25 protein-coding genes are annotated in these 26580 nt (G+C 55.9%); 21 read left to right on the top strand and 4 right to left on the bottom strand.

The features are described from left to right. Nucleotides 1-203: 203 nt before the first annotated feature. Nucleotides 204-1343 (bottom strand): tRNA epoxyqueuosine(34) reductase QueG, encoded by a 1140-nt coding sequence (gene queG / locus GY169_RS21395; protein ID WP_163445870.1) that lies wholly within the window; start codon nucleotides 1341-1343, stop codon nucleotides 204-206. On the opposite strand from queG, the gene nnr reads away from it, so the two are divergent. From nnr to GY169_RS21295, 20 genes are all read left to right on the top strand, one after another. Then, entirely contained in the window at nucleotides 1342-2868 is a 1527-nt protein-coding gene (nnr, locus tag GY169_RS21390; protein WP_167577064.1) for a bifunctional ADP-dependent NAD(P)H-hydrate dehydratase/NAD(P)H-hydrate epimerase, read from the top strand. The genes queG and nnr overlap by 2 nt on opposite strands. Continuing rightward, nucleotides 2861-3322, top strand: a complete 462-nt coding sequence (gene tsaE / locus GY169_RS21385; protein WP_163445868.1) for a tRNA (adenosine(37)-N6)-threonylcarbamoyltransferase complex ATPase subunit type 1 TsaE — start codon at nucleotides 2861-2863, stop codon at nucleotides 3320-3322. Before nnr ends, tsaE begins: the two co-directional genes overlap by 8 nt. A gap of 16 nt (nucleotides 3323-3338) precedes the next feature. Further along, nucleotides 3339-4709 (top strand): N-acetylmuramoyl-L-alanine amidase AmiB, encoded by a 1371-nt coding sequence (gene amiB / locus GY169_RS21380; RefSeq protein WP_167577063.1) that lies wholly within the window; start codon nucleotides 3339-3341, stop codon nucleotides 4707-4709. Between the two features lie 9 nt (nucleotides 4710-4718). Continuing rightward, on the top strand, nucleotides 4719-6563 hold the full coding sequence (gene mutL, locus GY169_RS21375) for a DNA mismatch repair endonuclease MutL (RefSeq protein ID WP_167577062.1): 1845 nt from the start codon (nucleotides 4719-4721) through the stop codon (nucleotides 6561-6563). Then, complete coding sequence (gene miaA, locus GY169_RS21370) at nucleotides 6556-7506, top strand: tRNA (adenosine(37)-N6)-dimethylallyltransferase MiaA (RefSeq protein ID WP_064546853.1); 951 nt, start codon at nucleotides 6556-6558, stop codon at nucleotides 7504-7506. Before mutL ends, miaA begins: the two co-directional genes overlap by 8 nt. 149 nt (nucleotides 7507-7655) lie before the next feature. Then, nucleotides 7656-7961 carry an RNA chaperone Hfq gene (gene hfq, locus GY169_RS21365; protein ID WP_052284691.1) on the top strand — a complete coding sequence of 102 codons (306 nt, stop codon included), beginning with the start codon at nucleotides 7656-7658 and terminating at the stop codon, nucleotides 7959-7961. 75 nt (nucleotides 7962-8036) lie between these two features. Next, the gene (gene hflX, locus GY169_RS21360; protein ID WP_163445865.1) at nucleotides 8037-9317 is read left to right on the top strand and encodes a ribosome rescue GTPase HflX; all 1281 of its coding nucleotides are present in this window, start codon (nucleotides 8037-8039) and stop codon (nucleotides 9315-9317) included. 156 nt (nucleotides 9318-9473) lie between these two features. Next, nucleotides 9474-10733, top strand: a complete 1260-nt coding sequence (gene hflK / locus GY169_RS21355; protein WP_163445864.1) for an FtsH protease activity modulator HflK — start codon at nucleotides 9474-9476, stop codon at nucleotides 10731-10733. Between the two features lie 2 nt (nucleotides 10734-10735). Further along, nucleotides 10736-11740 (top strand): protease modulator HflC, encoded by a 1005-nt coding sequence (hflC, locus tag GY169_RS21350; protein ID WP_064546859.1) that lies wholly within the window; start codon nucleotides 10736-10738, stop codon nucleotides 11738-11740. A gap of 70 nt (nucleotides 11741-11810) precedes the next feature. After that, nucleotides 11811-12008 carry a DUF2065 domain-containing protein gene (locus GY169_RS21345; protein ID WP_064546860.1) on the top strand — a complete coding sequence of 66 codons (198 nt, stop codon included), beginning with the start codon at nucleotides 11811-11813 and terminating at the stop codon, nucleotides 12006-12008. Between the two features lie 102 nt (nucleotides 12009-12110). Next, complete coding sequence (locus GY169_RS21340) at nucleotides 12111-13409, top strand: adenylosuccinate synthase (RefSeq protein WP_163445863.1); 1299 nt, start codon at nucleotides 12111-12113, stop codon at nucleotides 13407-13409. Nucleotides 13410-13637: 228 nt separating this feature from the next. Further along, nucleotides 13638-14063 (top strand): nitric oxide-sensing transcriptional repressor NsrR, encoded by a 426-nt coding sequence (gene nsrR, locus GY169_RS21335; protein WP_064546863.1) that lies wholly within the window; start codon nucleotides 13638-13640, stop codon nucleotides 14061-14063. A gap of 38 nt (nucleotides 14064-14101) precedes the next feature. Further along, nucleotides 14102-16558 (top strand): ribonuclease R, encoded by a 2457-nt coding sequence (rnr, locus tag GY169_RS21330; RefSeq protein WP_167577061.1) that lies wholly within the window; start codon nucleotides 14102-14104, stop codon nucleotides 16556-16558. 81 nt (nucleotides 16559-16639) lie between these two features. Further along, a complete protein-coding gene (locus GY169_RS21325) occupies nucleotides 16640-17521 on the top strand; it encodes a helix-turn-helix domain-containing protein (RefSeq protein WP_167577060.1) in 882 nt (293 codons plus the stop codon). Between the two features lie 78 nt (nucleotides 17522-17599). Next, entirely contained in the window at nucleotides 17600-18673 is a 1074-nt protein-coding gene (locus GY169_RS21320) for a Gfo/Idh/MocA family protein (RefSeq protein WP_167577059.1), read from the top strand. Nucleotides 18674-18686: 13 nt separating this feature from the next. Next, nucleotides 18687-19415 (top strand): ThuA domain-containing protein, encoded by a 729-nt coding sequence (locus GY169_RS21315; protein ID WP_167577058.1) that lies wholly within the window; start codon nucleotides 18687-18689, stop codon nucleotides 19413-19415. Further along, nucleotides 19412-20380 carry a sugar phosphate isomerase/epimerase family protein gene (locus GY169_RS21310; RefSeq protein ID WP_167577057.1) on the top strand — a complete coding sequence of 323 codons (969 nt, stop codon included), beginning with the start codon at nucleotides 19412-19414 and terminating at the stop codon, nucleotides 20378-20380. Before GY169_RS21315 ends, GY169_RS21310 begins: the two co-directional genes overlap by 4 nt. 2 nt (nucleotides 20381-20382) lie before the next feature. Continuing rightward, the gene (locus tag GY169_RS21305) at nucleotides 20383-21450 is read left to right on the top strand and encodes a Gfo/Idh/MocA family protein (RefSeq protein ID WP_167577056.1); all 1068 of its coding nucleotides are present in this window, start codon (nucleotides 20383-20385) and stop codon (nucleotides 21448-21450) included. Between the two features lie 128 nt (nucleotides 21451-21578). Then, nucleotides 21579-22310 carry a 23S rRNA (guanosine(2251)-2'-O)-methyltransferase RlmB gene (gene rlmB, locus GY169_RS21300; RefSeq protein ID WP_163445856.1) on the top strand — a complete coding sequence of 244 codons (732 nt, stop codon included), beginning with the start codon at nucleotides 21579-21581 and terminating at the stop codon, nucleotides 22308-22310. A gap of 110 nt (nucleotides 22311-22420) precedes the next feature. After that, the gene (locus GY169_RS21295; protein ID WP_167577055.1) at nucleotides 22421-24034 is read left to right on the top strand and encodes an isovaleryl-CoA dehydrogenase; all 1614 of its coding nucleotides are present in this window, start codon (nucleotides 22421-22423) and stop codon (nucleotides 24032-24034) included. Nucleotides 24035-24091: 57 nt separating this feature from the next. On the opposite strand, the gene yjfN is transcribed toward GY169_RS21295, so the two are convergent. After that, complete coding sequence (yjfN, locus tag GY169_RS21290; RefSeq protein WP_074398809.1) at nucleotides 24092-24379, bottom strand: DUF1471 family protease activator YjfN; 288 nt, start codon at nucleotides 24377-24379, stop codon at nucleotides 24092-24094. A gap of 116 nt (nucleotides 24380-24495) precedes the next feature. Continuing rightward, entirely contained in the window at nucleotides 24496-24804 is a 309-nt protein-coding gene (bsmA, locus tag GY169_RS21285; protein WP_223882131.1) for a biofilm peroxide resistance protein BsmA, read from the bottom strand. Nucleotides 24805-25009: 205 nt separating this feature from the next. On the opposite strand from bsmA, the gene yjfP reads away from it, so the two are divergent. Further along, nucleotides 25010-25738: an esterase gene (gene yjfP / locus GY169_RS21280; RefSeq protein ID WP_167577053.1), complete on the top strand. Its 729-nt coding sequence runs from the start codon at nucleotides 25010-25012 to the stop codon at nucleotides 25736-25738. On the opposite strand, the gene ulaR is transcribed toward yjfP, so the two are convergent. Beyond that, complete coding sequence (gene ulaR, locus GY169_RS21275) at nucleotides 25735-26490, bottom strand: HTH-type transcriptional regulator UlaR (RefSeq protein WP_167577052.1); 756 nt, start codon at nucleotides 26488-26490, stop codon at nucleotides 25735-25737. The two genes, yjfP and ulaR, sit on opposite strands and share 4 nt — an antisense overlap. Nucleotides 26491-26580 lie beyond the last annotated feature (90 nt).

Here is a 26580-nt window from a genome sequence, read left to right as displayed (position 1 = left end):
CGAAATACTCTTGTAAACAGACTTATCCACAGGCTGTCATCAGCTTCTTCGCCCGCTGATGTTATTAAGATTTTTACAAATAAAATTATCTCATTGATATATATGGAAATATATCATTTCAAAATGTTAGCGAGATCGCTTGACGAACTTTGGCGTGTTGAAACGCAATGTCTTTTTATTTTTACTCACAGGCTGTGAATAGATTACGCGTCGCGCGGCAGACCTTTTTCCACCACCCTTACCAGACGCTGTTTCTTCGGTAGCTGGACCTCTATCGCTCCCTCATTACGACGCGCAATTTGCTGCGCAATCGCCCATGTTATGTGCTCATCGAGAAGTGGGTGCTCACCTCGGCGACTCTCCAGCGCGTTAAGCGCGGCTTCGCTCCACGGTGCGTTGCCCAGTGCGACGGCAATATTTCGCAGCCAGCGCAGGTGGCCGATACGCCGAATAGCGGAACCTTCGGTCACTTTCAGAAAATGGGCTTCACTCCAGGCGAACAGTTCAACCAGCTCAGGGGCGTGAAGCGCTTTGCGCGGGCTGAAGTCAGCTTCGTCGGTAAGCTGTGAGAAGCGGTTCCATGGGCAGATTAGCTGACAGTCGTCACAGCCGTAGATACGATTGCCCAATAGTGGACGAAATTCTTCCGGGATCGCGCCTTCCAGTTCAATGGTCAGGTAAGAGATGCAGCGGCGAGCGTCGACGGTATAAGGCTCAACGATCGCCCCGGTGGGGCAGATGGTCATGCAGGCCACGCAGCGCCCGCACTCTTCGGCCACCGGCTGGTCGACGGGCAGCGGAATATCCACCAACAGCTCACCAAGGAAAAAGAACGATCCGGCGTCGCGGTTGAGGATAAGTGAGTGCTTACCTGTCCAGCCGATGCCCGCTTTTTCCGCTAATGGGCGCTCAAGAACAGGCGCCGAGTCGACAAACGGTCTAAAATTCAGCGAGACGCACTGTTCCTGAATCATTTCGCCGAGCTTTTTAAGGCGGTTACGCAACAGCTTATGATAATCACGCCCCAGGGCATAACGGCTGACGTAACCGAGTTCGGGGTTTTTCAGCGTGCGGGCAAAGGCTGCATTGGCGGGAAGGTAGTTCATGCGAACGCTAATTACCCGGAGCGTTCCGGGTTGCAGTTCGTGCGGGCGAGCGCGCATCATTCCGTGCCGCGCCATCCATTCCATCTCGCCGTGGTATTGTTTATCCAGCCATGCCTGCAGTTTGGGCTCGGAGGCGCTGAGATCGGTATCGGTGATGCCGACCTGCTGAAAGCCCAGTTCAGTGCCCCACAGTTTGATTTGTTGCGCTAATTGATTGAGATCGAGGGGCTGTGACATGACGGACCATACATTGACAAGAAACCCCCAAAGTATACCACACTCCATTTGGCCTGCGGATGGGCTGCGTCGCGCCGAAAAAACGGCGGCAGCGGATCTCGGCATCTCCCTTTATGAACTCATGCAACGCGCCGGTCAGGCGGCGTTTGAGGTGGCCCGCGCGGCGTATCCCGACTCTCGCCGCTGGCTGATGCTTTGCGGCCATGGCAATAACGGCGGCGACGGCTACGTGGTCGCGCGCCTGGCACAGGCGGCGGGGATTCGTGTCACGCTGCTGGCGCAGGATAGCGAAAAACCGCTGCCGGACGAGGCGCACGCCGCCCGCGAGGCCTGGCTGGAAGCGGGCGGCGTTATCCACGCGACGGATATCCCGTGGCCAGAGGATACCGATCTGATTATCGATGGCTTACTGGGTACCGGGCTGCAAAATGCGCCACGTGACCCCATTGTAGGCCTGATAGCGCAAGCGAATTGTTTCCCGGCGCCGATTATCGCGCTGGATATTCCCTCCGGGCTTAACGCCCAGACCGGCGCGACGCCGGGTGTGGTGATTAATGCTGCGCACACCATCACGTTTATTGCTCTGAAACCGGGGCTGTTGACCGGTAAAGCGCGCGATGTGGTCGGCACGCTGCACCATCATGCGCTGGGATTAGACTCCTGGCTGGCTGAGCACCCCACCACCATTCGCCGCCTGGATGCCTCGCAACTGGCGCAGTGGCTGACGCCGCGTCGTCCTACTTCGCACAAAGGCGATCACGGTCGTCTGGTGCTGATCGGCGGCGACCACGGCACCGCCGGGGCCATCCGCATGGCCGGTGAGGCGGCGCTGCGGGCGGGGGCTGGCCTGGTGCGTGTACTCACCCGTGCGGAAAACGTCGCGCCGATTATCACCGCTCGCCCAGAACTGATGGTGCATGAGCTGACGCCGCAGCTGCTTGATGAAAGCCTGGAATGGGCTGATGTGGTGGTGATTGGCCCCGGCTTGGGTCAGGCTGAGTGGGGCAAACAGGCGCTGCGCAAAGTGGAAAACATCCGTAAACCGACGCTTTGGGACGCCGACGCTTTGAACCTGCTGGCATTCAATCCGGATAAACGTCACAATCGCGTGATCACGCCGCACCCCGGCGAGGCCGCGCGTTTGCTCAACTGCCGGGTGGCAGAAATTGAGAGCGATCGCTTACTTTCTGCGCAACGTCTGGTACAACGGTACGGTGGCGTCGTGGTGCTGAAAGGCGCGGGGACGGTGGTGGCTGATGAACACGGCTCGCTCAGTATTATTGACGCCGGAAATGCCGGTATGGCCAGCGGTGGCATGGGCGATGTGCTTTCGGGCATTATTGGCGCATTGCTGGGGCAGGCCTTATCGCCGTATGATGCTGCGTGCGCGGGGTGTATCGCCCACGGCGCGGCGGCAGACAAGCTGGCTGCGCGCTATGGTACCCGCGGAATGCTGGCGACCGATCTCTTTTCCACGCTACGGCGTGTTGTTAACCCGGATGTGATTGACGTAGACCATGATTAATCGAGTGATTCCTTTACCTGACGAGCAGGCAACCCTGGACCTTGGCAACCGAGTGGCGCAGGCCTGCGTCGGCGCAACGGTCATCTATCTGTACGGCGATTTAGGCGCGGGGAAAACCACCTTCAGCCGCGGATTCCTGCAGGCGTTGGGGCATAACGGCAACGTCAAAAGCCCGACCTATACGCTGGTTGAACCGTACCAGCTCGATAACCTGATGGTTTACCATTTTGATCTTTACCGCCTTGCGGATCCCGAGGAGCTCGAATTTATGGGGATCCGCGATTATTTTGCTAACGATGCCATCTGCCTGGTGGAATGGCCGCAACAGGGCGCAGGTGTTCTGCCCGAGCCGGATATCGAAATACACTTAGATTACCAGGCGCAAGGGCGTGAGGCGCGCATTGCCGCGGTCTCCTCATTAGGTGAGTCTCTGCTGGCGCGGTTGGCCGGTTAATTTAAGGGATCCCAGGATGATTTTTCGCGCAAAAGGGTGGTTGATGGCGGCGCTGATGCTGGTGGGCGCACCGGCAATGGCGGCGAGCTTGTCCGATATTCAGGTAGCGAATAGTGAAACGCAGGCGCGGATCACCTTCAGCTTTATGGGCGATCCGGAATATAACTTTAGCCAGGATGACAAACGCAGCGTGGTGCTTGATATCAAGCAAACGGGCGTGATTCAAGGCTTGCCGCTGCGCTTTAGCGGCAACAACCTGGTGAAGGCGATCCGTTCCGGCACGCCGAAAGACGATCAGTCGCTGCGGCTGGTGGTCGATCTCACCGAAAACGGCAAAACCCGCGCGGTGAAGCAGCAAAACGGCGCGAATTACACCGTGGTGTTTACCATCAACGCCGACGTTCCACCGCCTCCACCGCCGCCTGTCGTCGCGAAGCGCGTGGAAACGCCAGTCGTCACGCCGGCACCGGTACCAAGCCAGCCCGCGCGCAACCCGTTTAGCGGCAACAGTAGCAATGGTAATAGCGGCAGCAGCTTCAGCACGGAACGCCAGCCGGCGATTGCCAGCAATACCACGCCGGCACCGCGTCCGGCGGCCCGTGCGCGCAGTGTTTCCGGTGATAAAGTGATCATCGCGATCGACGCCGGTCACGGCGGCCAGGATCCGGGGGCGATTGGCCCAAGCGGTACGCGCGAGAAGAATGTCACCATCGCTATTGCCCGAAAACTCAGAGCGTTGCTCAACGACGATCCGATGTTTAAAGGCGTGTTGACTCGCGACGGCGACTATTTTATTTCGGTGATGGGCCGCTCCGATGTGGCACGTAAACAGAACGCCTCATTCCTGGTATCCATTCACGCGGACGCCGCGCCAAACCGCGACGCTACCGGCGCGTCGGTCTGGGTGCTCTCTAACCGTCGCGCCAACAGCGAGATGGCGGGCTGGCTCGAACAGCATGAGAAACAGTCTGAGCTGCTGGGCGGCGCGGGCGACGTGCTGGCAAACAGCCAGGCCGATCCGTATCTGAGCCAGGCGGTGCTGGATCTGCAATTCGGCCATTCCCAGCGTGTAGGGTATGATGTGGCGACCAACGTCATCAGCCAGCTGCAGCGCGTCGGTAATCTGCATAAGCGTCGTCCTGAACACGCCAGCCTCGGTGTGCTGCGTTCGCCGGATATCCCGTCGATCCTGGTTGAGACCGGCTTTATCAGTAACAGCAGCGAAGAGCGCCTGCTGGACAGCGATGACTATCAGCAGAAAATTGCTGAAGCCATTTATAACGGTTTACGTAACTATTTTACGGCGCATCCGATACAATCCGGCCCTCGTGACGAACAGTCGCAGACCGCCAGCGCCGCATCATCCAACAGGACGCTTGTTAACTAAGGAGTTTTCATGCCGATTCAGGTTTTACCGCCGCAGCTTGCGAACCAGATTGCCGCGGGTGAAGTGGTTGAGCGGCCTGCCTCGGTAGTGAAAGAACTGGTGGAGAACAGTCTCGATGCGGGGGCAACCCGCATCGATATTGATATCGAACGCGGTGGGGCAAAGCTTATCCGCATCCGCGATAACGGCTGCGGTATTAAGAAAGATGAGCTGGCGCTGGCGCTGGCGCGTCATGCGACCAGCAAAATTGCCTCGCTTGACGATCTGGAAGCGATCATCAGCCTCGGTTTTCGCGGCGAAGCGCTGGCGAGTATCAGTTCAGTCTCGCGGCTGACGCTGACCTCGCGCACTGAACAGCAGCAGGAAGCCTGGCAGGCGTACGCGGAAGGCCGCGACCAGGACGTCACCGTTAAACCGGCTGCCCATCCGGTCGGCACGACGCTGGAAGTGCTGGATCTCTTCTACAACACACCCGCGCGGCGCAAGTTTATGCGCACCGAAAAAACCGAATTCAATCATATCGATGAGATCATTCGCCGCATTGCGCTGGCGCGCTTCGATGTGAGCTTCAACCTGACCCACAATGGCAAAATGATTCGCCAGTATCGCGCGGTAACAGAAGGGGCGCCGAAAGAACGCCGTCTGGGAGCCATTTGCGGCGTACCGTTCCTGGAACAGGCGCTGGCGATTGAGTGGCAGCACGGCGACCTGGCGATGCACGGCTGGGTGGCCGACCCGAAACACACTACCGCTGCGCTGGCTGAGATTCAGTATTGCTACGTTAACGGTCGCATGATGCGCGACCGGCTGATTAACCACGCTATTCGACAGGCTTGTGAAGACAAGCTCGGCGCAGATCAGCAGCCGGCGTTTGTGCTGTATCTGGAGATTGATCCGCACCAGGTGGATGTGAACGTCCATCCGGCTAAACACGAGGTGCGTTTCCACCAGTCGCGTCTGGTGCATGACTTTATCTATCAAGGCGTGTTGAGCGTGCTGCAACAACAGCTGGACGCGCCGTTGCCCTTAGCGGAAGACGATGAACCTGCCCCGCGCGCGCTGCCGGAAAACCGCGTCGCGGCTGGGCGTAATCAGTTTGCCGAACCGGCGGTGGCGCGCGAGCCGGAAGCGCCGCGCTATCAACCCGCTTCCGGTGGTAGCCGTAGCGGCGGCGCCAGCTGGCCGAACGCGCAGCCGGGCTACCAGAAACAGCAGGGGGCACTCTATCGCCAACTGCTGGATACGCCGGTAAGTCGCCCGGAACCAGCGAAACCCGTGGCTGAAAACCTGGCGGGGCACAGCCAAAGTTTTGGCCGTGTGCTGGCTATCATCGATGAGCGCTGCGCGCTGCTGGAGCGTGACGGTAAGCTTAATCTGCTGTCGTTACCGGTCGCAGAACGCTGGCTGCGTCAGGCGCAACTGACCCCCAGCGGAACCACCATTTGCGCCCAGCCGCTGCTCATTCCTCTGCGCCTGAAAGCGTCAGAGAACGAGCGGAAAACCCTGGAAAATGCGCGGGAAATGCTGGGCCAGTTGGGCATCGAAATCCTGCTGGAAGGGCAGCACGTCACGATTCGCGCCGTGCCTTTACCCTTACGACAACAAAATTTACAAATCTTGATTCCTGAACTGATAGGCTACCTGGTGGAGAAAACTCAGGTTGATGCCGGTAACGTGGCGCAGTGGTTGGCCCGTCATCTGGCAAGCGACCACGCGCAGTGGAATACCGCGCAGGCCATCGCGATGCTGGCTGACGTTGAACGTCTTTGCCCGCAGCTGGTCAAAGCTCCGCCGGGTGGTTTGTTACAACCCGTTGATTTAGATTCTGCGATGAACGCCCTGAGACATGAGTGACGTAACCGAGGCGAGCCTGCCTAAGGCAATTTTTTTGATGGGGCCGACTGCCTCGGGCAAAACGGCGTTAGCCATTGAGCTGCGTAAAGTTTTGCCAGTAGAGTTGATTAGTGTGGATTCCGCCCTCATCTATCGAGGGATGGATATCGGTACTGCAAAGCCGAGCGCGGAAGAGCAGCTTGCTGCCCCGCATCGGTTGATGGATATCCTTGACCCTGCGCAGGCCTATTCGGCGGCGGATTTTCGTCGTGATGCGCTGGCGCAGATGGCCGAGATCACTGCCGCAGGGAAAATTCCGCTGCTGGTCGGTGGAACAATGTTGTATTTCAAGGCGTTGCTTGAAGGTTTATCACCGCTGCCCTCGGCTGACCCGGAAGTCCGGGCCCGCATTGAGCAGCAGGCAGCAGAGCGAGGATGGGGAGCGCTGCACCAGCAGCTACGGGAAATTGACCCCGTTGCCGCCGAGCGCATTCATCCGAATGATCCGCAAAGACTTTCCCGAGCACTGGAAGTTTTTTTCATTTCGGGTAAAACTTTAACGGAGCTGACGCAAACGTCAGGAGACGCTCTGCCCTACAAGGTGCATCAGTTCGCCATCGCCCCGGCGAGCCGTGAACTGCTCCATCAGCGCATTGAGCAGCGTTTTCATCAGATGTTGGCTTCGGGTTTTGAAGCAGAAGTGCGGGCGCTATTTGCCCGTGGAGATTTGCATACGGACATGCCTTCCATTCGTTGTGTGGGATATCGCCAGATGTGGTCATACCTTGAAGGCGAAATTACCTATGATGAAATGGTTTATAGAGGAGTTTGTGCCACGAGACAGCTAGCCAAGCGCCAGGTGACGTGGTTACGCGGTTGGGAAGGGGTTCACTGGTTAGATAGTGAACAGCCGGAGCAGGCGTTTAACCAACTATTACAGGTAGTGGGTGCTAGTGTAGACTGAATGTGTACAATTGAGTCGTATCGTGCGCAATTTTCGGAATCGTAAGGTTCATACGCAACATCGTTCGGGCTGTATCAAAGCAGATAACGCAGAAGCGGCTTGAGGGATGGCGTGTATAAGTACAAATAAGCATATAAGGAAAAGAGAGAATGGCTAAGGGGCAATCTTTACAAGATCCGTTCCTGAACGCACTGCGTCGGGAACGTGTTCCAGTTTCTATTTATTTGGTGAATGGTATTAAGCTGCAAGGGCAAATTGAGTCTTTCGATCAGTTCGTGATCCTGTTGAAAAACACGGTCAGCCAGATGGTCTATAAGCACGCAATTTCTACCGTTGTTCCGTCCCGTCCGGTTTCCCATCACAGCAACAATGCTGGCGGCGGCACCGGTAGCAACTACCATCACGGTAGCAACGCGCAGGGTTCTGCACAGCAAGACAGCGAAGAAACCGAATAAGGTTGATGGCTGTTAATCCATGTCGGGGAGCCAGCATGTCTGGGTTCCCCGCTGGTATTTCAGGAGATATAACGCTTGTTTGACCGTTATGACGCCGGTGAGCAGGCGGTGCTGGTACACATCTATTTTACGCAAGACAAAGATATGGAAGACCTCCAGGAGTTTGAATCTCTGGTCTCTTCCGCCGGTGTCGAAGCAATGCAGGTGATTACTGGTAGCCGTAAAGCGCCGCACCCAAAATATTTTGTTGGTGAAGGTAAGGCTGTCGAGATTGCGGAAGCCGTCAAAGCGACAGGTGCTTCCGTTGTGCTGTTCGATCACGCACTTAGCCCAGCACAGGAGCGTAACCTTGAGGCCCTGTGTCAATGCCGGGTTATCGACCGTACCGGTCTGATCTTAGATATTTTTGCTCAGCGTGCGCGTACCCATGAAGGTAAGCTGCAGGTTGAGCTGGCGCAGCTGCGCCATCTGGCCACGCGCCTGGTGCGCGGCTGGACGCACCTTGAAAGACAAAAAGGCGGTATCGGTTTGCGCGGCCCGGGTGAAACCCAGCTCGAAACCGACCGTCGTTTGCTGCGTAACCGCATTATGCAAATCCTCTCGCGCATTGAGCGCGTGGAGAAACAGCGCGAGCAGGGGCGACGCTCGCGCGTGAAGGCCGATGTTCCGACGGTATCGCTGGTGGGATACACCAACGCCGGGAAATCGACGCTGTTTAACCACATCACGCAGGCAGAGGTCTACGCCGCTGACCAGCTGTTTGCCACCCTTGATCCGACGCTGCGTCGTATAGACGTGACGGATGTGGGTGAAACGGTGCTGGCCGATACCGTAGGCTTTATTCGCCACCTGCCACATGACCTGGTGGCGGCATTTAAGGCCACATTGCAGGAAACGCGCGAAGCCACGCTGCTGCTGCATGTGATTGACGCCGCGGACGTTCGTGTGCAGGAAAACATCGATGCGGTAAATACCGTTCTCGAAGAGATCGACGCGCACGAGATTCCGACCCTGCTGGTGATGAATAAGATCGATATGCTCGACGATTTTGAGCCGCGTATCGACCGTGATGAAGAGAACAAACCTATCCGGGTGTGGCTGTCTGCACAAACCGGGGTAGGGATACCACTCCTTTTTCAGGCGTTGACCGAACGACTGGCCGGCGAAGTGGCGCAGCATACGTTGCGTTTACCTCCGCAGGAAGGGCGTTTGCGTAGTCGCTTTTATCAGCTTCAGGCAATCGAAAAAGAGTGGATGGAGGAAGATGGCTGCGTCAATCTGCAGGTTCGTATGCCGATTGTCGACTGGCGTCGCCTCTGTAAACAAGAACCGACACTGGCAGACTACGTCGTCTGACCGTGCAGCTTGCCTGAAAACATTAGCCCTTTGGGCACCCAGCGGTTCAGGTCGCCTCAGCGCGACCGCGACAACCAGGACGGCGTCGCGGTTATCAGCCAAATGATCTGGACTGGGAAAAGGTATATCACCGCATAACAAATATGGAGCATAAACATGGCGTGGAATCAGCCCGGTAATAACGGACAAGACCGCGACCCGTGGGGAAGCAGCAATAACCAAGGCGGCAACTCCGGGGGGAATGGAAATAAAGGCGGTCGCGATCAGGGGCCGCCGGATTTGGATGATATCTTCCGTAAGCTGAGCAAGAAGCTCGGTGGTTTTGGGGGCGGTAAGGGCGGTTCCGGCAGCGGCTCGTCTCAGGGGCCACGCAGCCCGATGGGCGGACGCATTGTCGGTATCGCGGCAGCTGCCGTGGTCGTCATTTGGGCGGCCAGCGGGTTCTATACCATTAAAGAAGCCGAGCGCGGTGTTGTGACGCGCTTTGGTAAGTTCAGCCACCTGGTTGAGCCGGGTCTGAACTGGAAGCCGACCTTCATCGATGAAGTGACACCGGTGAACGTGGAAGCCGTACGCGAACTGGCCGCGTCTGGCGTGATGCTGACTTCCGATGAAAACGTCGTGCGCGTCGAAATGAACGTGCAGTACCGTGTGACCGATCCGCAGCGCTATCTGTTTAGCGTGACCAGCGCCGACGACAGTCTGCGCCAGGCCACCGACAGCGCCCTGCGTGGCGTCATCGGTAAATACACCATGGACCGTATCCTGACCGAAGGTCGTACCGTTATTCGTAGCGATACCCAGCGCGAGCTGGAAGAGACCATTCGTCCGTACAACATGGGTATTACCCTGCTGGACGTCAACTTCCAGGCCGCTCGTCCGCCGGAAGAAGTGAAGTCTTCCTTCGATGATGCGATTGCCGCACGTGAGAACGAGCAGCAGTACATCCGTGAAGCTGAAGCGTACACCAACGAAGTTCAGCCGCGTGCTAACGGTCAGGCGCAGCGTATTCTGGAAGAAGCGCGTGCGTATAAGACTCAGACCGTGCTGGAAGCACAGGGTGAAGTGGCTCGCTTTGCCAAGATCCTGCCGGAATATAAAGCTGCTCCGCAGATTACCCGCGAGCGTCTGTATATCGAGACCATGGAGAAAGTGCTGAGCCATACCCGCAAAGTGCTGGTTAGCGACAACAAGAACGGCAACCTGATGGTGCTGCCGCTGGATCAGATGCTGAAAGGCGGCAACGCCCCGGCAGCAAAGAGCGATAGCAGTGGTGCGAATAACCTGTTGCGCCTGCCGCCTGCGTCCTCTTCCAGCAGTAGCGCGAGCAACACCTCGTCTGCCAGTCAGGGCAATATCATGGACCAACGCCGCGCCAACGCGCAGCGTAACGACTACCAGCGTCAGGGGGAATAACGATGCGTAAGTCAGTTATTGCGATTATCATCATCGTGCTGGTAGTGCTGTACACCTCTATCTTCGTGGTTAAAGAAGGCGAGCGCGGAATTAAGTTCCAGTTCAGCAGCGTGGTGCGCGACAGCGATAAGAAACCGTTGATTTATGAGCCGGGCCTGCACTTTAAGGTGCCGTTCATTCAGTCGGTGAAAATGCTGGACGCGCGTATCCAGACCATGGATAACCAGGCCGATCGTTTCGTGACCAAAGAGAAGAAAGACCTGATCGTCGATTCCTACATCAAGTGGCGCATCAGCGACTTTAGCCGTTACTTCCTGGCGACCGGCGGCGGCGACGTCTCCCAGGCCGAAGTGCTGCTGAAGCGTAAGTTCTCTGACCGTCTGCGTTCTGAAATTGGTCGTCTGGACGTGAAAGACATCGTTACCGACTCCCGCGGTCGTCTGACCCTGGAAGTTCGCGATGCCCTGAACTCCGGTTCTTCCGGTGCGGAAGATGAAGTGGCGACTCCGGCAGCCGATAGCGCGATTGCGGAAGCCGCAGAGCGCGTTGAGCAGCAGGCGAACATCAAAGGGCCAACCATTAACCCGAACAGTATGGCGGCGTTAGGTATTGAAGTGGTCGATGTGCGTATCAAGCAGATCAACCTGCCGACCGAAGTGTCTGAAGCTATCTACAACCGTATGCGTGCCGAGCGTGAAGCCGTTGCTCGTCGTCACCGTTCTCAGGGTCAGGAAGAGGCAGAAAAACTGCGCGCTACCGCCGACTATGAAGTGACGAAGACGCTGGCAGAAGCGGAGCGTCAGGGTCGTATCCTGCGCGGTGAAGGCGATGCCGAAGCGGCTAAGCTGTTCGCTGATGCCTTCAGCCAGGACCCGGACTTCTACGCCTTTATCCGTAGCCTGCGTGCTTACGAGAAGAGCTTCGACAGCAATCAGGACGTGATGGTGCTGAGCCCGGATAGCGATTTCTTCCGCTATATGAAAAACCCGGGTACCACCGCTCGCTAAGCGCGCGGTCGCCTGAATAAAACCACCGCCTCCTTCGGGAGCCGGTGGTTTTCTTTTATAAGGATGAAAAATGAATTCCACAATCTGGCTGGCCCTTGCGCTGGTGTTAGTTCTCGAGGGCCTCGGTCCGATGCTCTATCCGAAAGCGTGGCGTAAGATGATTTCTACGATGACCCAATTACCGGATACGATGTTACGTCGATTTGGCGGCGGTCTTGTGGTTGCTGGCGTGGTGATCTACTACATGTTGACGAAAACGATTGGCTGATTAAAAAGCCAGCGCCAAAGTGCCATTTTGTGGTGAAAAAGTGCTGTATATCTGAAAAAGCGATGGTAGAATCCATTTTTAAGCAATGGGTGATTTTGAAAAATGGGTAACAACGTCGTCGTACTGGGCACCCAATGGGGTGACGAAGGTAAAGGGAAGATCGTCGATCTTCTGACTGAGCGTGCAAAATATGTTGTTCGCTATCAGGGTGGCCACAACGCAGGCCATACTCTCGTAATCAACGGTGAAAAAACCGTCCTCCATCTTATTCCATCAGGTATTCTCCGCGAGAATGTAACCAGCATCATCGGTAACGGTGTTGTGCTGTCTCCGGCTGCGCTGATGAAAGAGATGAAAGGCCTGGAAGACCGTGGTATCCCGGTTCGCGAACGTCTGCTGCTTTCCGAAGCATGCCCGTTAATCCTCGACTATCACGTCGCACTGGATAACGCTCGCGAAAAAGCGCGTGGCTCCAAAGCTATCGGTACGACCGGTCGTGGTATCGGCCCGGCTTACGAAGATAAAGTGGCTCGTCGCGGTCTGCGCGTGGGCGATCTCTTCGATAAAGCGACTTTCGCCGACAAACTGAAAGAAGTGATGGAATATCACAACTTCCAGCTGGTGAACTTCTATAAAGTTGACGCAGTTGACTACCAGAAAGTACTGGACGACGTGATGGCGGTTGCCGACATCCTGACCAGCATGGTGGTTGACGTTTCTGACCTGCTGGACCAGGCGCGTAAACGCGGTGACTTCGTGATGTTCGAAGGCGCGCAGGGTACGCTGCTGGATATCGACCACGGTACCTATCCGTACGTAACCTCTTCCAACACCACCGCAGGTGGCGTAGCAACCGGTTCTGGCCTTGGCCCGCGCTATGTTGACTACGTACTGGGTATCATCAAAGCGTACTCCACTCGCGTGGGTGCCGGTCCGTTCCCGACCGAACTGTTTGATGAAACCGGTGAATTCCTGTGCAAGCAGGGTAACGAATTCGGCGCTACCACCGGCCGTCGTCGTCGTACCGGCTGGCTGGACGCGGTTGCCGTACGTCGTGCTGTGCAGATCAACTCCCTGTCTGGCTTCTGCCTGACCAAGCTGGATGTTCTGGACGGCCTGAAAGAAGTGAAGATCTGCGTGGGCTACCGCATGCCGGATGGCCGCGAAGTGACCACCACCCCGCTGGCGGCGGATGATTGGGAAGGTATCGAGCCAATCTACGAAACCATGCCGGGCTGGTCTGAAACCACCTTTGGTGTGAAGGAACGTAGTGGCCTGCCGCAGGCAGCGCTGAACTACATCAAGCGTATTGAAGAACTGACCGGCGTGCCGATTGATATTATTTCAACTGGCCCAGACCGTACTGAAACCATGATTCTGCGCGACCCGTTCGACGCGTAATTTTGGTTCATGGTGCAGCGCCTGATGGCGCTGCGCTTATCAGGCCTACTCGCTTTGTAGGCCGGATAAGACGCAAAGCGTCGTCATCCGGCTTAATCGTGCGTTAAACCCTCGCTTTTTTCCTTCCCGAAAGAAATAAATTAGCGGCTCACAGGCTGGCTGGTTTATCATCAATATAATTAATATCAACAGGCTCATCCTGTTTTTCCCCTTTTCCCTGAGGTTGATGTGCAGTTAACAAGTTTTACCGATTATGGACTACGCGCGCTGATTTACATGGCATCGCTGCCGGAAGGCAATATGACCAGCATCTCGGAGGTAACCGAGGTCTACGGCGTGTCGCGTAACCATATGGTTAAAATTATCAATCAGCTGAGCCGCGCCGGGTACGTGACGGCGGTGCGCGGGAAAAATGGCGGTATCCGACTGGGTAAACCGGCTAAGGATATTCGCGTGGGGGACGTGGTGCGCGAACTCGAACCACTGTCGTTGGTGAACTGCAGTAGTGAGTTTTGCCACATTACGCCTGCCTGCCGTTTGAAACAGGCGTTATCTCAAGCCGTGCAAAGTTTTCTCAAGGAGCTGGATAACTACACACTGGCCGATTTGGTTGAACACAATCAACCGCTATACAAATTATTGCTGGTGGAGTGACGAATATCTTCACCAGAGATGACAACGGAGGAACCGAGATGTCACAAGATCCTTTCCAGCAACGCGAAGCTGAAAAATACGCTAATCCTATCCCTAGCCGGGAATTTATCCTCGAACATTTAACAAAACGTGAAAAACCGGCTAATCGTGAAGAACTGGCCGCTGAGCTGAATATTGAAGGCGAAGAGCAAATCGAAGCGCTTCGCCGCCGCCTGCGCGCGATGGAGCGTGACGGGCAACTGGTCTTCACCCGCCGCCAGTGCTACGCGCTGCCGGAACGCCTGGATCTGCTAAAAGGCATGGTTATCGGCCATCGCGATGGTTATGGCTTCCTGCGCGTCGAAGGACGCAAGGATGACCTGTACCTGTCCAGTGAGCAGATGAAGATGTGCATGCACGGCGATGAAGTGCTGGCGCAGCCGCTGGGTGCGGACCGTAAAGGCCGTCGCGAAGCGCGCATCGTTCGCGTGCTGGTGCCGCGTAACGCACAGATTGTTGGCCGTTACTTTACCGATGCGGGCGTCGGCTTTGTGGTCCCGGACGACAGCCGTCTGAGCTTTGATATTCTTATCCCGCCAGAGTCGCTGATGGGGGCGCGTATGGGCTTTGTGGTGGTGGTCGAACTGACCCAGCGCCCAACCCGTCGTACCAAAGCGATCGGCAAAATCGTCGAAGTGCTTGGCGATAACATGGGGACCGGCGTGGCCGTTGAAATGGCGCTGCGCACCCATGAAATTCCTTATGTCTGGCCGCCAGCGGTAGAAGCGCAGGTAGCTGGATTAAAAGAAGAAGTGCCGGAAGAGGCCAAAATTGGCCGCGTTGATCTGCGCGATTTACCGCTGGTCACCATCGATGGCGAAGACGCCCGCGACTTTGATGATGCGGTCTACTGTGAGAAAAAACGCGGCGGCGGCTGGCGTTTGTGGGTCGCGATTGCTGACGTAAGCTACTACGTTCGTCCTCCGACACCGCTGGACAACGAAGCCCGCAGCCGCGGGACGTCGGTGTACTTCCCCACGCAGGTCGTCCCGATGCTGCCGGAAGTGCTCTCCAACGGCCTGTGTTCGCTGAACCCGCAGGTTGACCGTTTATGTATGGTCTGTGAAATGACCGTCTCAAACAAAGGGCGTTTAACGGGCTTTAAATTCTATGAAGCGGTGATGAGCTCGCATGCGCGTCTGACTTATACCAAAGTCTGGCACATGCTGCAGGGCGATCAGGAACTGCGCGAACAGTACGCGCCGCTGGTAAAACACATTGAAGAGCTGCATAACCTCTACAAAGTGCTGGATCAGGCGCGTGCCGAGCGCGGCGGGATCTCGTTTGAAAGCGAAGAAGCGAAGTTTATCTTCAACGCCGATCGCCGCATCGAGCGTATTGAACAGACCCAGCGTAACGACGCGCACAAGCTGATTGAAGAGTGCATGATCCTGGCCAACATCTCGGCGGCGCGTTTCGTTGAGAAAGCCAAAGAGCCTGCGCTGTTCCGTATTCACGACAAGCCAACGACTGAAGCGATCACCGCGTTCCGTTCCGTGCTGTCGGAACTGGGCCTGGAATTGCCGGGCGGCAACAAACCGGAGCCGCGCGACTACGCTGAGCTGCTGGAATCCGTTGCCGACAGACCGGATGCCGAAATGCTGCAAACCATGCTGCTGCGTTCGATGAAGCAGGCGATTTACGATCCGGAAAACCGCGGTCACTTCGGTCTGGCGCTGCAATCCTATGCGCACTTTACCTCACCGATTCGTCGTTATCCTGACCTGTCGCTGCACCGCGCCATCAAGTATCTGCTGGCGAAAGAGCAGGGGCATAAAGGCAACAGCACCGAGACCGGCGGCTACCACTATTCCATGGAGGAGATGCTGCAACTCGGTCAGCACTGTTCGATGACCGAACGCCGCGCTGATGAAGCGACCCGTGACGTTTCCGACTGGCTGAAATGCGACTTTATGCAGGATCAGGTGGGCAATGTCTTTAACGGCGTGATTGCCAGCGTCACCGGCTTTGGCTTCTTCGTCCGTCTGGATGAGCTGTTTATCGATGGCCTGGTGCATGTCTCCTCGCTCGATAACGACTACTATCGCTTTGACCAGGTTGGCCAGCGTCTGATCGGTGAATCCGGCGGCCAGACTTATCGCCTTGGCGACCGTGTAGAAGTTCGCGTCGAAGCGGTGAATATGGACGAGCGCAAAATCGACTTCTCGCTGATCTCCAGCGAGCGCGGCCCGCGCAACGTTGGTAAAACCGCACGCGAAAAATCGAAGAAAGAAGCGGGTGGCAAACCGGGCGGTAAACGCCGTCAGGTTGGCAAGCGCGTGAACTTCGAACCGGACAGCGCCTTCCGCGGCGAGAAGAAAGGTAAGGCGAAAGCGAAACCTGCTTCCAGCGAAAAGGGGGCGGCGAAGAAGGCCAAAAAGCCTTCGGCGAAGACGCAGAAGATAGCTGCCGCCACTAAAGCGAAGCGGGCGGCGAAGAAGAAAATAGCAGAGTAATGCTTTCAATACCCCTCTCCTTTGGTGAGGGGTATTTTATTAGCGAGCAGTAAGTAAGGATACGTCAGGGAGACAATGACAGTGAGTCACTACCTTGAGATACCCCATCTTGCGCGTGAGTTTCCGTTTCGGCGCTTTGTCCATAAAGGTGAAGTACTGGCTTATCCCCACTGGCATAAAATGGTGGAGATAATCTATGTCACCCGCGGTGTGCTTCATCTTGGCGTCAACGATATTCCGATCGTGATGCGTGCAGGCGAGATTCAGTTTATCAATGCCGGAGACACGCATTACTTTCTGGCATCACCCAATAGCGAGAGAATTGTTGTCCAGTTTGACGCCTTTCTTTTTCATGGTGATGAAGCCCTGCAACTCGACGGCCAGCCAGGTCTGCGACATCGGTTATCAACAATGTGTACCCACAGCCAGCAATGGCCATCCGCGACAACGTTGGCGATGCAGAATCTACTGCTGGCGATTAATCGGGAGGATGAAGAACGGACCGTTGGCTACAAGTATGTGATTAAGGCCCGGCTGTTGGAGATGATTGCTTTGATTTACCGGGAGGTGCCGATAAGCCAGCATCACCCAGCGCGCCCCCTGAATGCCGCAGCGGCCTTTAAATCAGAAAAGACTCTGGCCCGGCTGGATCGCATATTCTCCTACGTTGAACATCATTATCATGAATCTCTAACTTTGGATGATATAGCCAAATTTATGGGATTTAACGTCTGCTATTTTACCCGTTTCTTTAAAAACAATACCGGTACCACATTTATTCGTTTTTTACATAATTACCGCCTGAATAGAGCCAAGTGGTTGTTACTCAATGAAGATATTTCTATCTCGGAAGTGGCGGAACGCGTTGGTTTTACTAGCGTTAAAAATTTTCATCACGTTTTTAAACAGGATACGGGGGTCGCGCCGCGCCAATATAAAAAGTCAATATCCGGGATAAAATGAGCTAAAAGCCGGGACGAATTAGTCTCCGTTGTTTTGTACCATGTTAGTGTACATAAATTAAACGGAGGTTACCGGAGTATGATCCGAATCGGTATTATTGGCTGCGGCGGTATTGCAAATGGTAAACATCTTCCCTCGCTCGCCCAGCTTCCCGATGTTGAAATCGTGGCGTTTTGTGATATTGAAATTGAACGCGCGCAGAAAGCCCAACAAGAATATGGCGCGGAGGGCGCTCAGGTCTATATTGACTATCGTGAACTGCTGGCCGATAAAAATATTGATGTCATTCATGTCTGCACGCCAAATATTTCGCATTCATCTATTTCTATTGCCGCACTGGAAGCCGGTAAGCACGTGATGTGCGAAAAGCCGATGGCAAAAACCGCGGCCGAAGCTCAGGCAATGGTGGATGCGGCGTTGCGTACCGGAAAAAAGCTAACCGTGGGCTACCAGAACCGCTTTCGTAAAGACTCCCGTTATTTGCATCGGGTATGCGAAAACGGTGAACTGGGAGAGATTTACTACGCGAAAGCCAAAGCTATTCGCCGCCGCGCGGTACCCACATGGGGCGTTTTTCTGGACGAAGAAGCGCAGGGCGGCGGCCCGCTGATTGATATTGGCACCCATGCGTTGGACCTGACGCTGTGGATGATGAACAATTACCGGCCCAAATATGTCGTGGGCAATACCTACCATAAATTGTCCTCAATGAAAGATGCCGCTAATGCCTGGGGGCCCTGGGATCCGCAGAAATTCACCGTCGAAGACTCGGCGTTCGGTTTTATCACCATGGAAGACGGTGCGACGATCGTTCTGGAGTCGAGCTGGGCGCTTAATACGTTGGATACCGGTGAAGCAAAAACCTCACTTTCAGGCACCAGAGGGGGGGCGGATATGCAGGACGGTTTACGGATTAATGGCGAAGCCTATGGCGCGACGTTTGAAAAACAGATTCAACTGGGTAGCGATGGCGTTGACTTTTACGATGCCGCCGATGATGACCCCGCGTTGTTGGAGGCCCAGGCCTGGATTGACGCCGTACGTCACGACAGCCCGTTAGTGGTGACGCCGCAGCAGGCGCTGGTGGTGACGCAAATTCTCGAAGCCATCTACCAATCTGCCGAAACGGGGCAGCCGGTCTATTTTTCGTAGAGGGGATGATCTAATGACTCGCGTTACGGTCTGGAATGAGTATCGTCATGAGCAGCAGGACCCGGCGATTGCTGCCGTTTACCCGCAAGGTATCCACGGGCAAATCGCCTCTTTTTTGCAGGCAGCGGGGTTTACGACCCGAACGGCAACGCTGGATGAACCCGAACATGGTTTAACCGACGCGGTGCTGAATGAGACGGATGTTTTAATCTGGTGGGGGCATATTGCCCATAATGAAGTCGACGATAGCGTCGTGGCACGTATTCAGCAACGGGTGCTGAAAGGAATGGGGTTGATTGTCCTGCACTCCGGGCATATGTCAAAAATATTCATGAGACTCATGGGAACCAGCTGCGACCTGAAATGGCGTGAAGCCGATGAACAGGAGCGTATTTTTGTTATTGATCCCACGCATGATATTGTAAAAGGAATTCCTGAAAGCTTTGTGCTCGAAAAAGAAGAAATGTACGGTGAACATTTTGATATTCCTGTCCCGGATGAAACGCTGCTTTTAAGCTGGTTTGAGGGCGGGAACGTTTTTCGCAGTGGTATTACTTATAAGCGCGGTAACGGGCGAATATTTTATTTTCAGCCCGGCCATGAAAGCTATCCTACCTATTACAACACGCATATCCAGAAAATTATCTGTAATGGCGTGGAATATTGTGCGCCACGCGGTAACCGCTATCCCGTGTATGGTAAAGATAAAAACCACTACCCGATTTCAGGAGCGGAAAAATGAAACTTGGTGTATTTACTCCATTATTTGCCGACCTCTCTCTGGATGAAATGTTGGATAAAGTCCAGCAAGCGGGACTGGATGCTGTGGAGGTGGGCACTGGCGGCTGCCCGGGAAACCACCACTGCCCTATCGATGAGCTATTAGCCAGCGAAACCAGCCGGGCAGCGTATTTAGCAAAATTCCAATCCCGGGGAATCATTATCAGCGCCTTGAGCTGTCACGATAATCCTATTTCGCCGGTAAAAGCTGAGCGCGAAGCGGCCGATGCCCTGTTACGCAAAACGATTAAGCTGGCGTCGCTGCTGGGTGTGCCGGTAGTGAATACATTTTCCGGAACAGCAGGAAGCGATGAGCATGCAACGGCGCCCAACTGGCCGGTAGTGGCCTGGCCGACGGTGTACAGCGATATTAAGACCTGGCAATGGGAAAACAGGCTTATCCCCTACTGGCGGGAAATTGGCCTGCTGGCGCAGGCGCATCAGGTGAAAATTGGCATTGAGCTGCATGGCGGTTTTCTGTGCCACACGCCGTATACCCTACTGAAACTGCGTGAAGCAACCTGCGACGCTATTGGCGCCAACCTAGACCCCAGTCATCTGTGGTGGCAGGGTATCGATCCGGTCGCGGCCATTAAGATCCTGGGTGAAAAGGGGGCGATTCATCACTTCCATGCCAAAGATACCTGGTTGGATCAGGACAATATCAACATGTATGGCCTGACTGATATGCAGCCCTACGGCGATGTCCGCACGCGCGCGTGGAATTTCCGCACGGTGGGTTATGGTCACAGCATCCAGCAATGGGCGGATATCATGAGCGCGCTGCGCACATGGGGTTATGACTACGTGGTCAGCATTGAGCATGAAGACCCGTTGATGTCGGTGGAGGAAGGGTTTGCGCGGGCGGTCACTCATTTGCAATCGATATTGATTCGTGAACAGCCGTTGAATATGTGGTGGGTATAGCGATGGACGGTAACTTTCTACAGATGGCGATTGTCGGCTATGGCGGTATGGGGGCGTATCACGTCAATCTGGCGCATGCCAGCGAACGGATACGGGTAAAAGGCGCGTTTGATATTAACGCTTCCCGTCTGCGATTGGCTCTATCACATGGCCTGGTCGCGTATCCGAGTTTTGATGCGCTGCTTGACGATAAAGATGTCGCGTTGGTCCTGATTGCCACACCTAACGACGTGCACAAAGCGCTGGCCATTCGAGCGCTGGAAGCCGGTAAGCATGTGATATGCGAAAAGCCCGTGACCCTGACGACATTGGAGTTCCAGGAGGTGCTGGCCGTTGCGGAAAAAGTCGGACGTGTTTTTATGGTGCATCAGAACCGTCGCTGGGACGATGACTACCTGATCGTCCGCCGCCTACAGCAGGACAAATCGATCGGCGAGATTTTTCATCTTGAATCTCGGGTGCAGGGCGCTAACGGCATTCCTGGAGACTGGCGGCACAGCCCGGCGCAGGGCGGAGGGATGGTGCTTGACTGGGGCGTTCATTTGCTGGATCAGCTACTGCTACTGGACCGCAGCGAGATTAACCGGGTTTACGCTTCACTTAGCTACGCGCTGGGTCATGAGGTTGACGATGGTTTTACCGCGCATATTACCTTTACCAGCGGTCTGACCGCGCATATTGAGGTCGGTACGACAAACTATATTAAGCTGCCACGCTGGTATGTGAAGGGGACGGAGGGCACTGCGCTGATCGCCGATTGGGATCTCAGCGGATACGTGGTCGCGCCCGATAGACAGGCGGAGGTCACTGACCCTTTACCCATCCAGGCCGGCGTCGGTTTAACCAAAACCATGGCGCCGCCCAATGAGGATGCGGTAGTCACGTGGCCGTTGCCGAAACCGTTATCTCCGAGGGTTGGCTTCTACGACAATGTGGCGGAGGTTATCCTCGATGGTGCTGAACCGATGGTAAAAAACGCGGAAGTGCTGCGGGTGATGAACCTGATGGCGGCGATCTTTACCTCCTGGCATGAGCGGCGGGCGGTCGAAAACATCGATCGCTTAATCTGATTATCACCCAGACAGATCCTTCGCCCGCGGAGCATTCGCTCTGCGGGCGTTGTCGGTTATAATAGCCGTAACAACATGGGTATTGCCCATATAATCCGGCGCATTCCCGCCTCAAACGAGTACTTTTAATGAGTGAAATGATTTACGGTATCCATGCGGTGCAGGCACTGCTGGAGCGCGCACCTGAACGTTTTCAGGAAGTGTTTATTCTGAAAGGCCGCGACGATAAGCGCCTGATGCCGCTGATCCACGCGCTGGAAGCGCAGGGTGTGGTGATTCAGCTGGCGAACCGTCAGTACCTGGATGAGAAAAGCGAAGGTGCCGTGCACCAGGGCATCATCGCACGCGTGAAGCCGGGCCGTCAGTATCAGGAAAACGATCTGCCGGATCTGATCGCTTCACTCGACAGCCCGTTCCTGCTGATCCTCGACGGCGTGACCGACCCACATAACCTCGGTGCTTGCCTGCGTAGCGCCGATGCCGCTGGCGTGCACGCGGTTATCGTGCCGAAAGATCGCTCGGCACAGCTGAATGCAACGGCGAAAAAAGTGGCCTGCGGCGCCGCCGAAAGCGTACCGCTGATCCGCGTGACCAACCTGGCGCGCACCATGCGCATGCTGCAGGAAGAGAACGTATGGATTGTCGGCACTGCCGGTGAAGCGACCCACACGCTGTACCAGAGCAAAATGACCGGCGCGATGGCATTGGTGATGGGCGCGGAAGGCGAAGGTATGCGCCGTCTGACCCGTGAGCACTGCGACGAGCTGATCAGCATCCCGATGGCGGGGACTGTCTCTTCGCTGAACGTCTCCGTGGCGACGGGTATCTGTCTGTTCGAAGCGGTACGCCAACGCAGCTAACGCGCAACCTCTACAGTTTGATCCTGGCCACCCTTTTGGGTGGCTTTTTATTGTGCATCGTCCCTGACCGTCCATAATTAATCTGTTGCCTATTGACGGAGGGAGACACAATGCACTGGCAAACTCACACCGTTTTCAATCAGCCTGTTCCCTTAAATAACAGTAACCTGTTCCTTTCTGATACCGCACTTTGCGACGCCATTACTCGCCACGGCGCCAGTTGGGATAGCGAGCTGTTGGCGAGTATCGGACAGCAGCTGGGTACCGCCGAGTCCTTAGAGTTAGGCAGGCTGGCGAACGCCCATCCCCCAGAGCTTTTACGCTATGACCCCCAGGGCCAGCGATTGGACGACGTGCGTTTTCACCCGGCCTGGCATCTGCTGATGCAGGGGCTGTGCGCCAACCGTGTGCACAACCTTCCCTGGGAAGAAGACGCGCGCAGCGGCGCGTTTGTGGCTCGCGCCGCGCGCTTTATGCTGCATGCGCAGGTGGAGGCCGGCACGCTATGCCCGATTACCATGACTTTCGCCGCCACGCCGCTATTACAACAAGCACTGCCGCCGCTGTTTGCCGACTGGCGCGCGCCGTTGCTGAGCGACCGCTACGATCCGCATCAGCAGCCTGGTGTGCAAAAGCGGGGTCTGCTGATTGGCATGGGGATGACCGAAAAGCAGGGTGGTTCGGATGTGCTGAGTAACAGTACGCGTGCAGAGCGGCTGGAGGATGGCAGCTATCAACTTACCGGACATAAATGGTTTTTCTCGGTACCCCAGAGCGATGCCCATCTGGTGCTGGCGCAGGCCAATGGCGGACTGACCTGCTTCTTTGTGCCGCGACTGCTGCCTGATGGCACGCGTAACGCCATTCGCCTTGAGCGGTTGAAAGACAAGCTGGGCAACCGCGCGAATGCCAGCAGCGAAGCAGAGTTTCAGCAGGCGCTCGGCTGGGCGTTGGGCGAAGAAGGCGAGGGGATTCGGCAGATCCTCAAAATGGGCGGCCTGACGCGCTTTGACTGCGCGCTGGGCAGCCACAGTTTGATGCGCCGCGCCTTGTCGGTGGCGCTGTATCATGCCTTCCAGAGGCAAGCGTTCGGGCATAACCTGGTTGATCTGCCGCTGATGCGTCAGGTGTTGGGTAAGATGGCGCTCCAGCTCGAGGGGCAGACGGCGTTCCTGTTCCGCCTGGCCAACGCCTGGGAGCAGCCACACGACGCGCTGTGGGCGCGACTCTTCACGCCCGCCGCCAAGTTCGCCATCTGCAAAGCGGGCATTCCGTTCGTGGCTGAGGCGATGGAGGTGCTGGGCGGGATAGGCTACTGCGAAGAGAGCGAGCTACCACGCCTGTATCGCGAGATGCCGGTGAACAGCATCTGGGAAGGATCCGGCAATATCATGTGTCTCGATGTGCTGCGCGTGTTGATGAAACAGCCGGATGCGCTTGCGCTGCTGGCGGCTGAGTGTGCGGAGGTGAAAGGGCTGGATCGCCATTTCGATCGCCACTGGCGTCAGCTTCAGCAGCGGCTACGCAAGCCGTCACAAGCTCAGGGCCGTGAGATTACCGGGCAACTCTATTTGCTGGGGGTAGGCGCGCAAATGCTGCGCTATGCCTCTCCACCTGTGGCTCAGGCCTGGTGTCGTATGATGCTTGATCCGCGCGGCGGCGTGCTGCTGCCTGAACAGGTGATAAGCGAAGTATTACATCGGGCGACGGGCAGGGGAAGGTAGTACATGAAGGGGGGAAGAAGCGTGATAGATGAACGCTTCTTCCTTTAGCGGCTGGTCTCAGGCATAGATAATCGCCTGTGCACGCCAGTTATCTTGCTGGGGCTCTTCGTACATCTGAACAATACGATACCAGGAGGCACCCTGTTCATCTGCCTTACGGGCGATAACCTGTTCGACGTCTTCCAGACTTCCGGCAACATTGTTCACTGAAATCAGGCCGATCTCATTGAGCCCGGTGACACAATCAGCACTGGCGAACTCTGCCGATTGCGCCGCAGCAGCGTGCGTGCCGCCTGACAAAAGCAGGGTAGATAAGGTAAGTGATTGTTTCATCGTCAGCTCCATTTCATTTAACCCACCAGGGCAGTCCATAGCAGACGCATGTTCCGTACTCCGACAGAGGCGTCATTGTGCATCAAGGAAACGTGAAACGGTGCAAACCTACGTAAAGCTGCTCAAGGTTACTTACGGTAAAGGATTGCCTGCGAATACCACTGCCCGGGCACGACGGTATCGTCTATCATCACGATCACGTAGTAATCCGCTTTCTGCGCGGTGGCTTTCGCCCTGATGGTCTCTTCAGCGTCCATCGGCGAGCCGTAGATCAGCGCGCTAACCGTACCCATGCGCTGCAAACCTTCCGTCTGGTTGCGACGAATCTCCTGCGGGTGGTCGGTGGCCGGAGGCGGCGCTTCAGGCGTGCCTTCCAGCAGGGTACAACCGCTCAGCGAGAGCGCCAACAACAGTGGGATTAACCGTTTTATCGTCATTTCCCGTTTCCTGATAGCCATAGTGTAGTGGGGAAAAATTTCCCTTTTGGGTTAATGTTCCTGATTTGTTAACCATAGCGCTATTTTCGAATGAAAATAACCTGAAACCGTAACCGGGTTCTCAATGTTATCAATCAGGGGTATTGTCGTTACATTATTGAATCCATTTCGTCTGCTATATCAGCATAGTTAAAGGAGAGGCCCGATGATTGAACTGGAAACTCGCATATTAGCAGGGCAGCAAGTTCTGCATGCCTGGCCTAAAGGAGGCGCGGAAAAGGCGCTGCCGACTATCGTGTTTTATCACGGATTTACCTCTTCTAACCTGGTTTATAGCTATTTTGCCGTGGCGCTGGCGCAGGGCGGTTTTCGGGTGGTGATGCCCAATGCCGCGGAACACGGCGAGCGTTATAACGGCGACGGTGCCGAGCGATTGCAGCATTTCTGGCAGATTCTGCTACAGAATTTCACCGAGTTTCCGGCACTGCGCGACGCGCTACTGGCAAGCGGAATGGTGAGCGAAGGGCGGCTGGCGGTGGCAGGCGCATCGATGGGGGGCATGACCGCGCTGGGGTTGATGACGCATCATCCCGAACTGAAGTGTGTCGCCAGCCTGATGGGCTCGGGCTATTTCACCGGGCTTTCCGCTACGCTGTTTCCACCTCAGCCACAGCAGCGGGAACGCCTGATGGCTCCGCTGGCAAAATGGGACGTGGGCCATCAGCTGGCGCGCCTGTCCGACAGGCCACTGTTACTGTGGCACGGTGAAGAAGATGATGTGGTGCCAGCCGGAGAAACCTTCCGCCTGCAGCAGGCGTTGCGGGATGCCGGGCTGGATACGCATCTCACCTGCCTCTGGCAGGCGGGCGTTCGCCACCGTATTACGCCAGAGGCGCTGGACAGCACGGTGGCGTTTTTCCGCCAGCATCTTTAAACGCGGATCACCTGCACGCCTTGATCCTCCAGCTTTTTGAGGATCTCCGGGTCGGCCTGCTTGCCGGTGATGAGCAAATCTATCTCATCGGCGCGGCTGAACAGCATGCCTGCGCGCTCGCCAACCTTGCTGCTGTCGACCAGCACCGCCAGTTTACCGACGACATTGAGCATTTTCTGTTCTGCCATCGCGGTAAGCATGTCGGTTTTGTACAACCCCTCCGCCGTTAGCCCTTTACCGCTGGTAAACATCCAGTGGCCAGCATAGAGGCTATTCTCACTGCCCTGCGGGCTCAGCGTAATCGCGTGGCTGCGGTTGTACTGACCCCCCATGATGATCACGCTGTCGTGCTCTTTGTCGATCAGATAGTTCGCCAGCGGCAGATAGTTGGTGATGATCTGCACCGGTTTGCCGCAAATCTCCTGGCCGACCAGAAAGGCCGTTGAACCGCAGTTGATGACCACGCTCTCGCCGGGCATCACCAGTTGTGCGGCGGCTTTGGCGATGCGCACCTTTTCATCGTGGTTTTGCGCCTGGTGAATGTTCATTGGCGACCAGCGCGGGGCCTGCTGACTGATGGCTTCGGCGCCGTTACGCACCTTCTTCAGCTTGCCGCTTTCATCCAGTTTGTTGATATCCCGGCGAGCCGTCGCGGGAGAAATCCCCAGACGGGAAATCACCTGCTCTACTGTAACAAAGCCCGCCTGTGCCAGCAGTTCCAGTAGAATCTGATGTCTTTGCGCTTCCGTCATGAGCTATTCCGAAAAAAAATGATGAGTAAAGATGATATTTGAAATATCAGCAAATTACTAAAACTATATACGCGGGGGAAGGGGAAAAGG

The sequence above is a fragment of the Kluyvera genomosp. 3 genome (assembly GCF_011765685.1).
Classification (GTDB): Bacteria; Pseudomonadota; Gammaproteobacteria; order Enterobacterales; family Enterobacteriaceae; genus Kluyvera; species Kluyvera georgiana_A.
This window is presented reverse-complemented; position numbering and strand designations above follow the sequence as displayed.

Bases quoted from the DNA above. Each gene is read 5' to 3' on its own strand.
- hflK (WP_163445864.1), top strand. From the start codon at position 9,474: ATGGCGTGGAATCAGCCCGGTAATAACGGACAAGACCGCGACCCGTGG.
- yjfN (WP_074398809.1), bottom strand. From the start codon at position 24,379: ATGGAGCTGACGATGAAACAATCACTTACCTTATCTACCCTGCTTTTG.
- nnr (WP_167577064.1), top strand. From the start codon at position 1,342: ATGACGGACCATACATTGACAAGAAACCCCCAAAGTATACCACACTCC.
- rnr (WP_167577061.1), top strand. From the start codon at position 14,102: ATGTCACAAGATCCTTTCCAGCAACGCGAAGCTGAAAAATACGCTAAT.
- miaA (WP_064546853.1), top strand. From the start codon at position 6,556: ATGAGTGACGTAACCGAGGCGAGCCTGCCTAAGGCAATTTTTTTGATG.
- GY169_RS21315 (WP_167577058.1), top strand. From the start codon at position 18,687: ATGACTCGCGTTACGGTCTGGAATGAGTATCGTCATGAGCAGCAGGAC.
- tsaE (WP_163445868.1), top strand. From the start codon at position 2,861: ATGATTAATCGAGTGATTCCTTTACCTGACGAGCAGGCAACCCTGGAC.
- yjfP (WP_167577053.1), top strand. From the start codon at position 25,010: ATGATTGAACTGGAAACTCGCATATTAGCAGGGCAGCAAGTTCTGCAT.
- hflC (WP_064546859.1), top strand. From the start codon at position 10,736: ATGCGTAAGTCAGTTATTGCGATTATCATCATCGTGCTGGTAGTGCTG.
- GY169_RS21305 (WP_167577056.1), top strand. From the start codon at position 20,383: ATGGACGGTAACTTTCTACAGATGGCGATTGTCGGCTATGGCGGTATG.
- bsmA (WP_223882131.1), bottom strand. From the start codon at position 24,804: ATGACGATAAAACGGTTAATCCCACTGTTGTTGGCGCTCTCGCTGAGC.
- GY169_RS21345 (WP_064546860.1), top strand. From the start codon at position 11,811: ATGAATTCCACAATCTGGCTGGCCCTTGCGCTGGTGTTAGTTCTCGAG.
- rlmB (WP_163445856.1), top strand. From the start codon at position 21,579: ATGAGTGAAATGATTTACGGTATCCATGCGGTGCAGGCACTGCTGGAG.
- queG (WP_163445870.1), bottom strand. From the start codon at position 1,343: ATGTCACAGCCCCTCGATCTCAATCAATTAGCGCAACAAATCAAACTG.
- GY169_RS21310 (WP_167577057.1), top strand. From the start codon at position 19,412: ATGAAACTTGGTGTATTTACTCCATTATTTGCCGACCTCTCTCTGGAT.
- GY169_RS21295 (WP_167577055.1), top strand. From the start codon at position 22,421: ATGCACTGGCAAACTCACACCGTTTTCAATCAGCCTGTTCCCTTAAAT.
- amiB (WP_167577063.1), top strand. From the start codon at position 3,339: ATGATTTTTCGCGCAAAAGGGTGGTTGATGGCGGCGCTGATGCTGGTG.
- GY169_RS21340 (WP_163445863.1), top strand. From the start codon at position 12,111: ATGGGTAACAACGTCGTCGTACTGGGCACCCAATGGGGTGACGAAGGT.
- hfq (WP_052284691.1), top strand. From the start codon at position 7,656: ATGGCTAAGGGGCAATCTTTACAAGATCCGTTCCTGAACGCACTGCGT.
- ulaR (WP_167577052.1), bottom strand. From the start codon at position 26,490: ATGACGGAAGCGCAAAGACATCAGATTCTACTGGAACTGCTGGCACAG.
- GY169_RS21320 (WP_167577059.1), top strand. From the start codon at position 17,600: ATGATCCGAATCGGTATTATTGGCTGCGGCGGTATTGCAAATGGTAAA.
- mutL (WP_167577062.1), top strand. From the start codon at position 4,719: ATGCCGATTCAGGTTTTACCGCCGCAGCTTGCGAACCAGATTGCCGCG.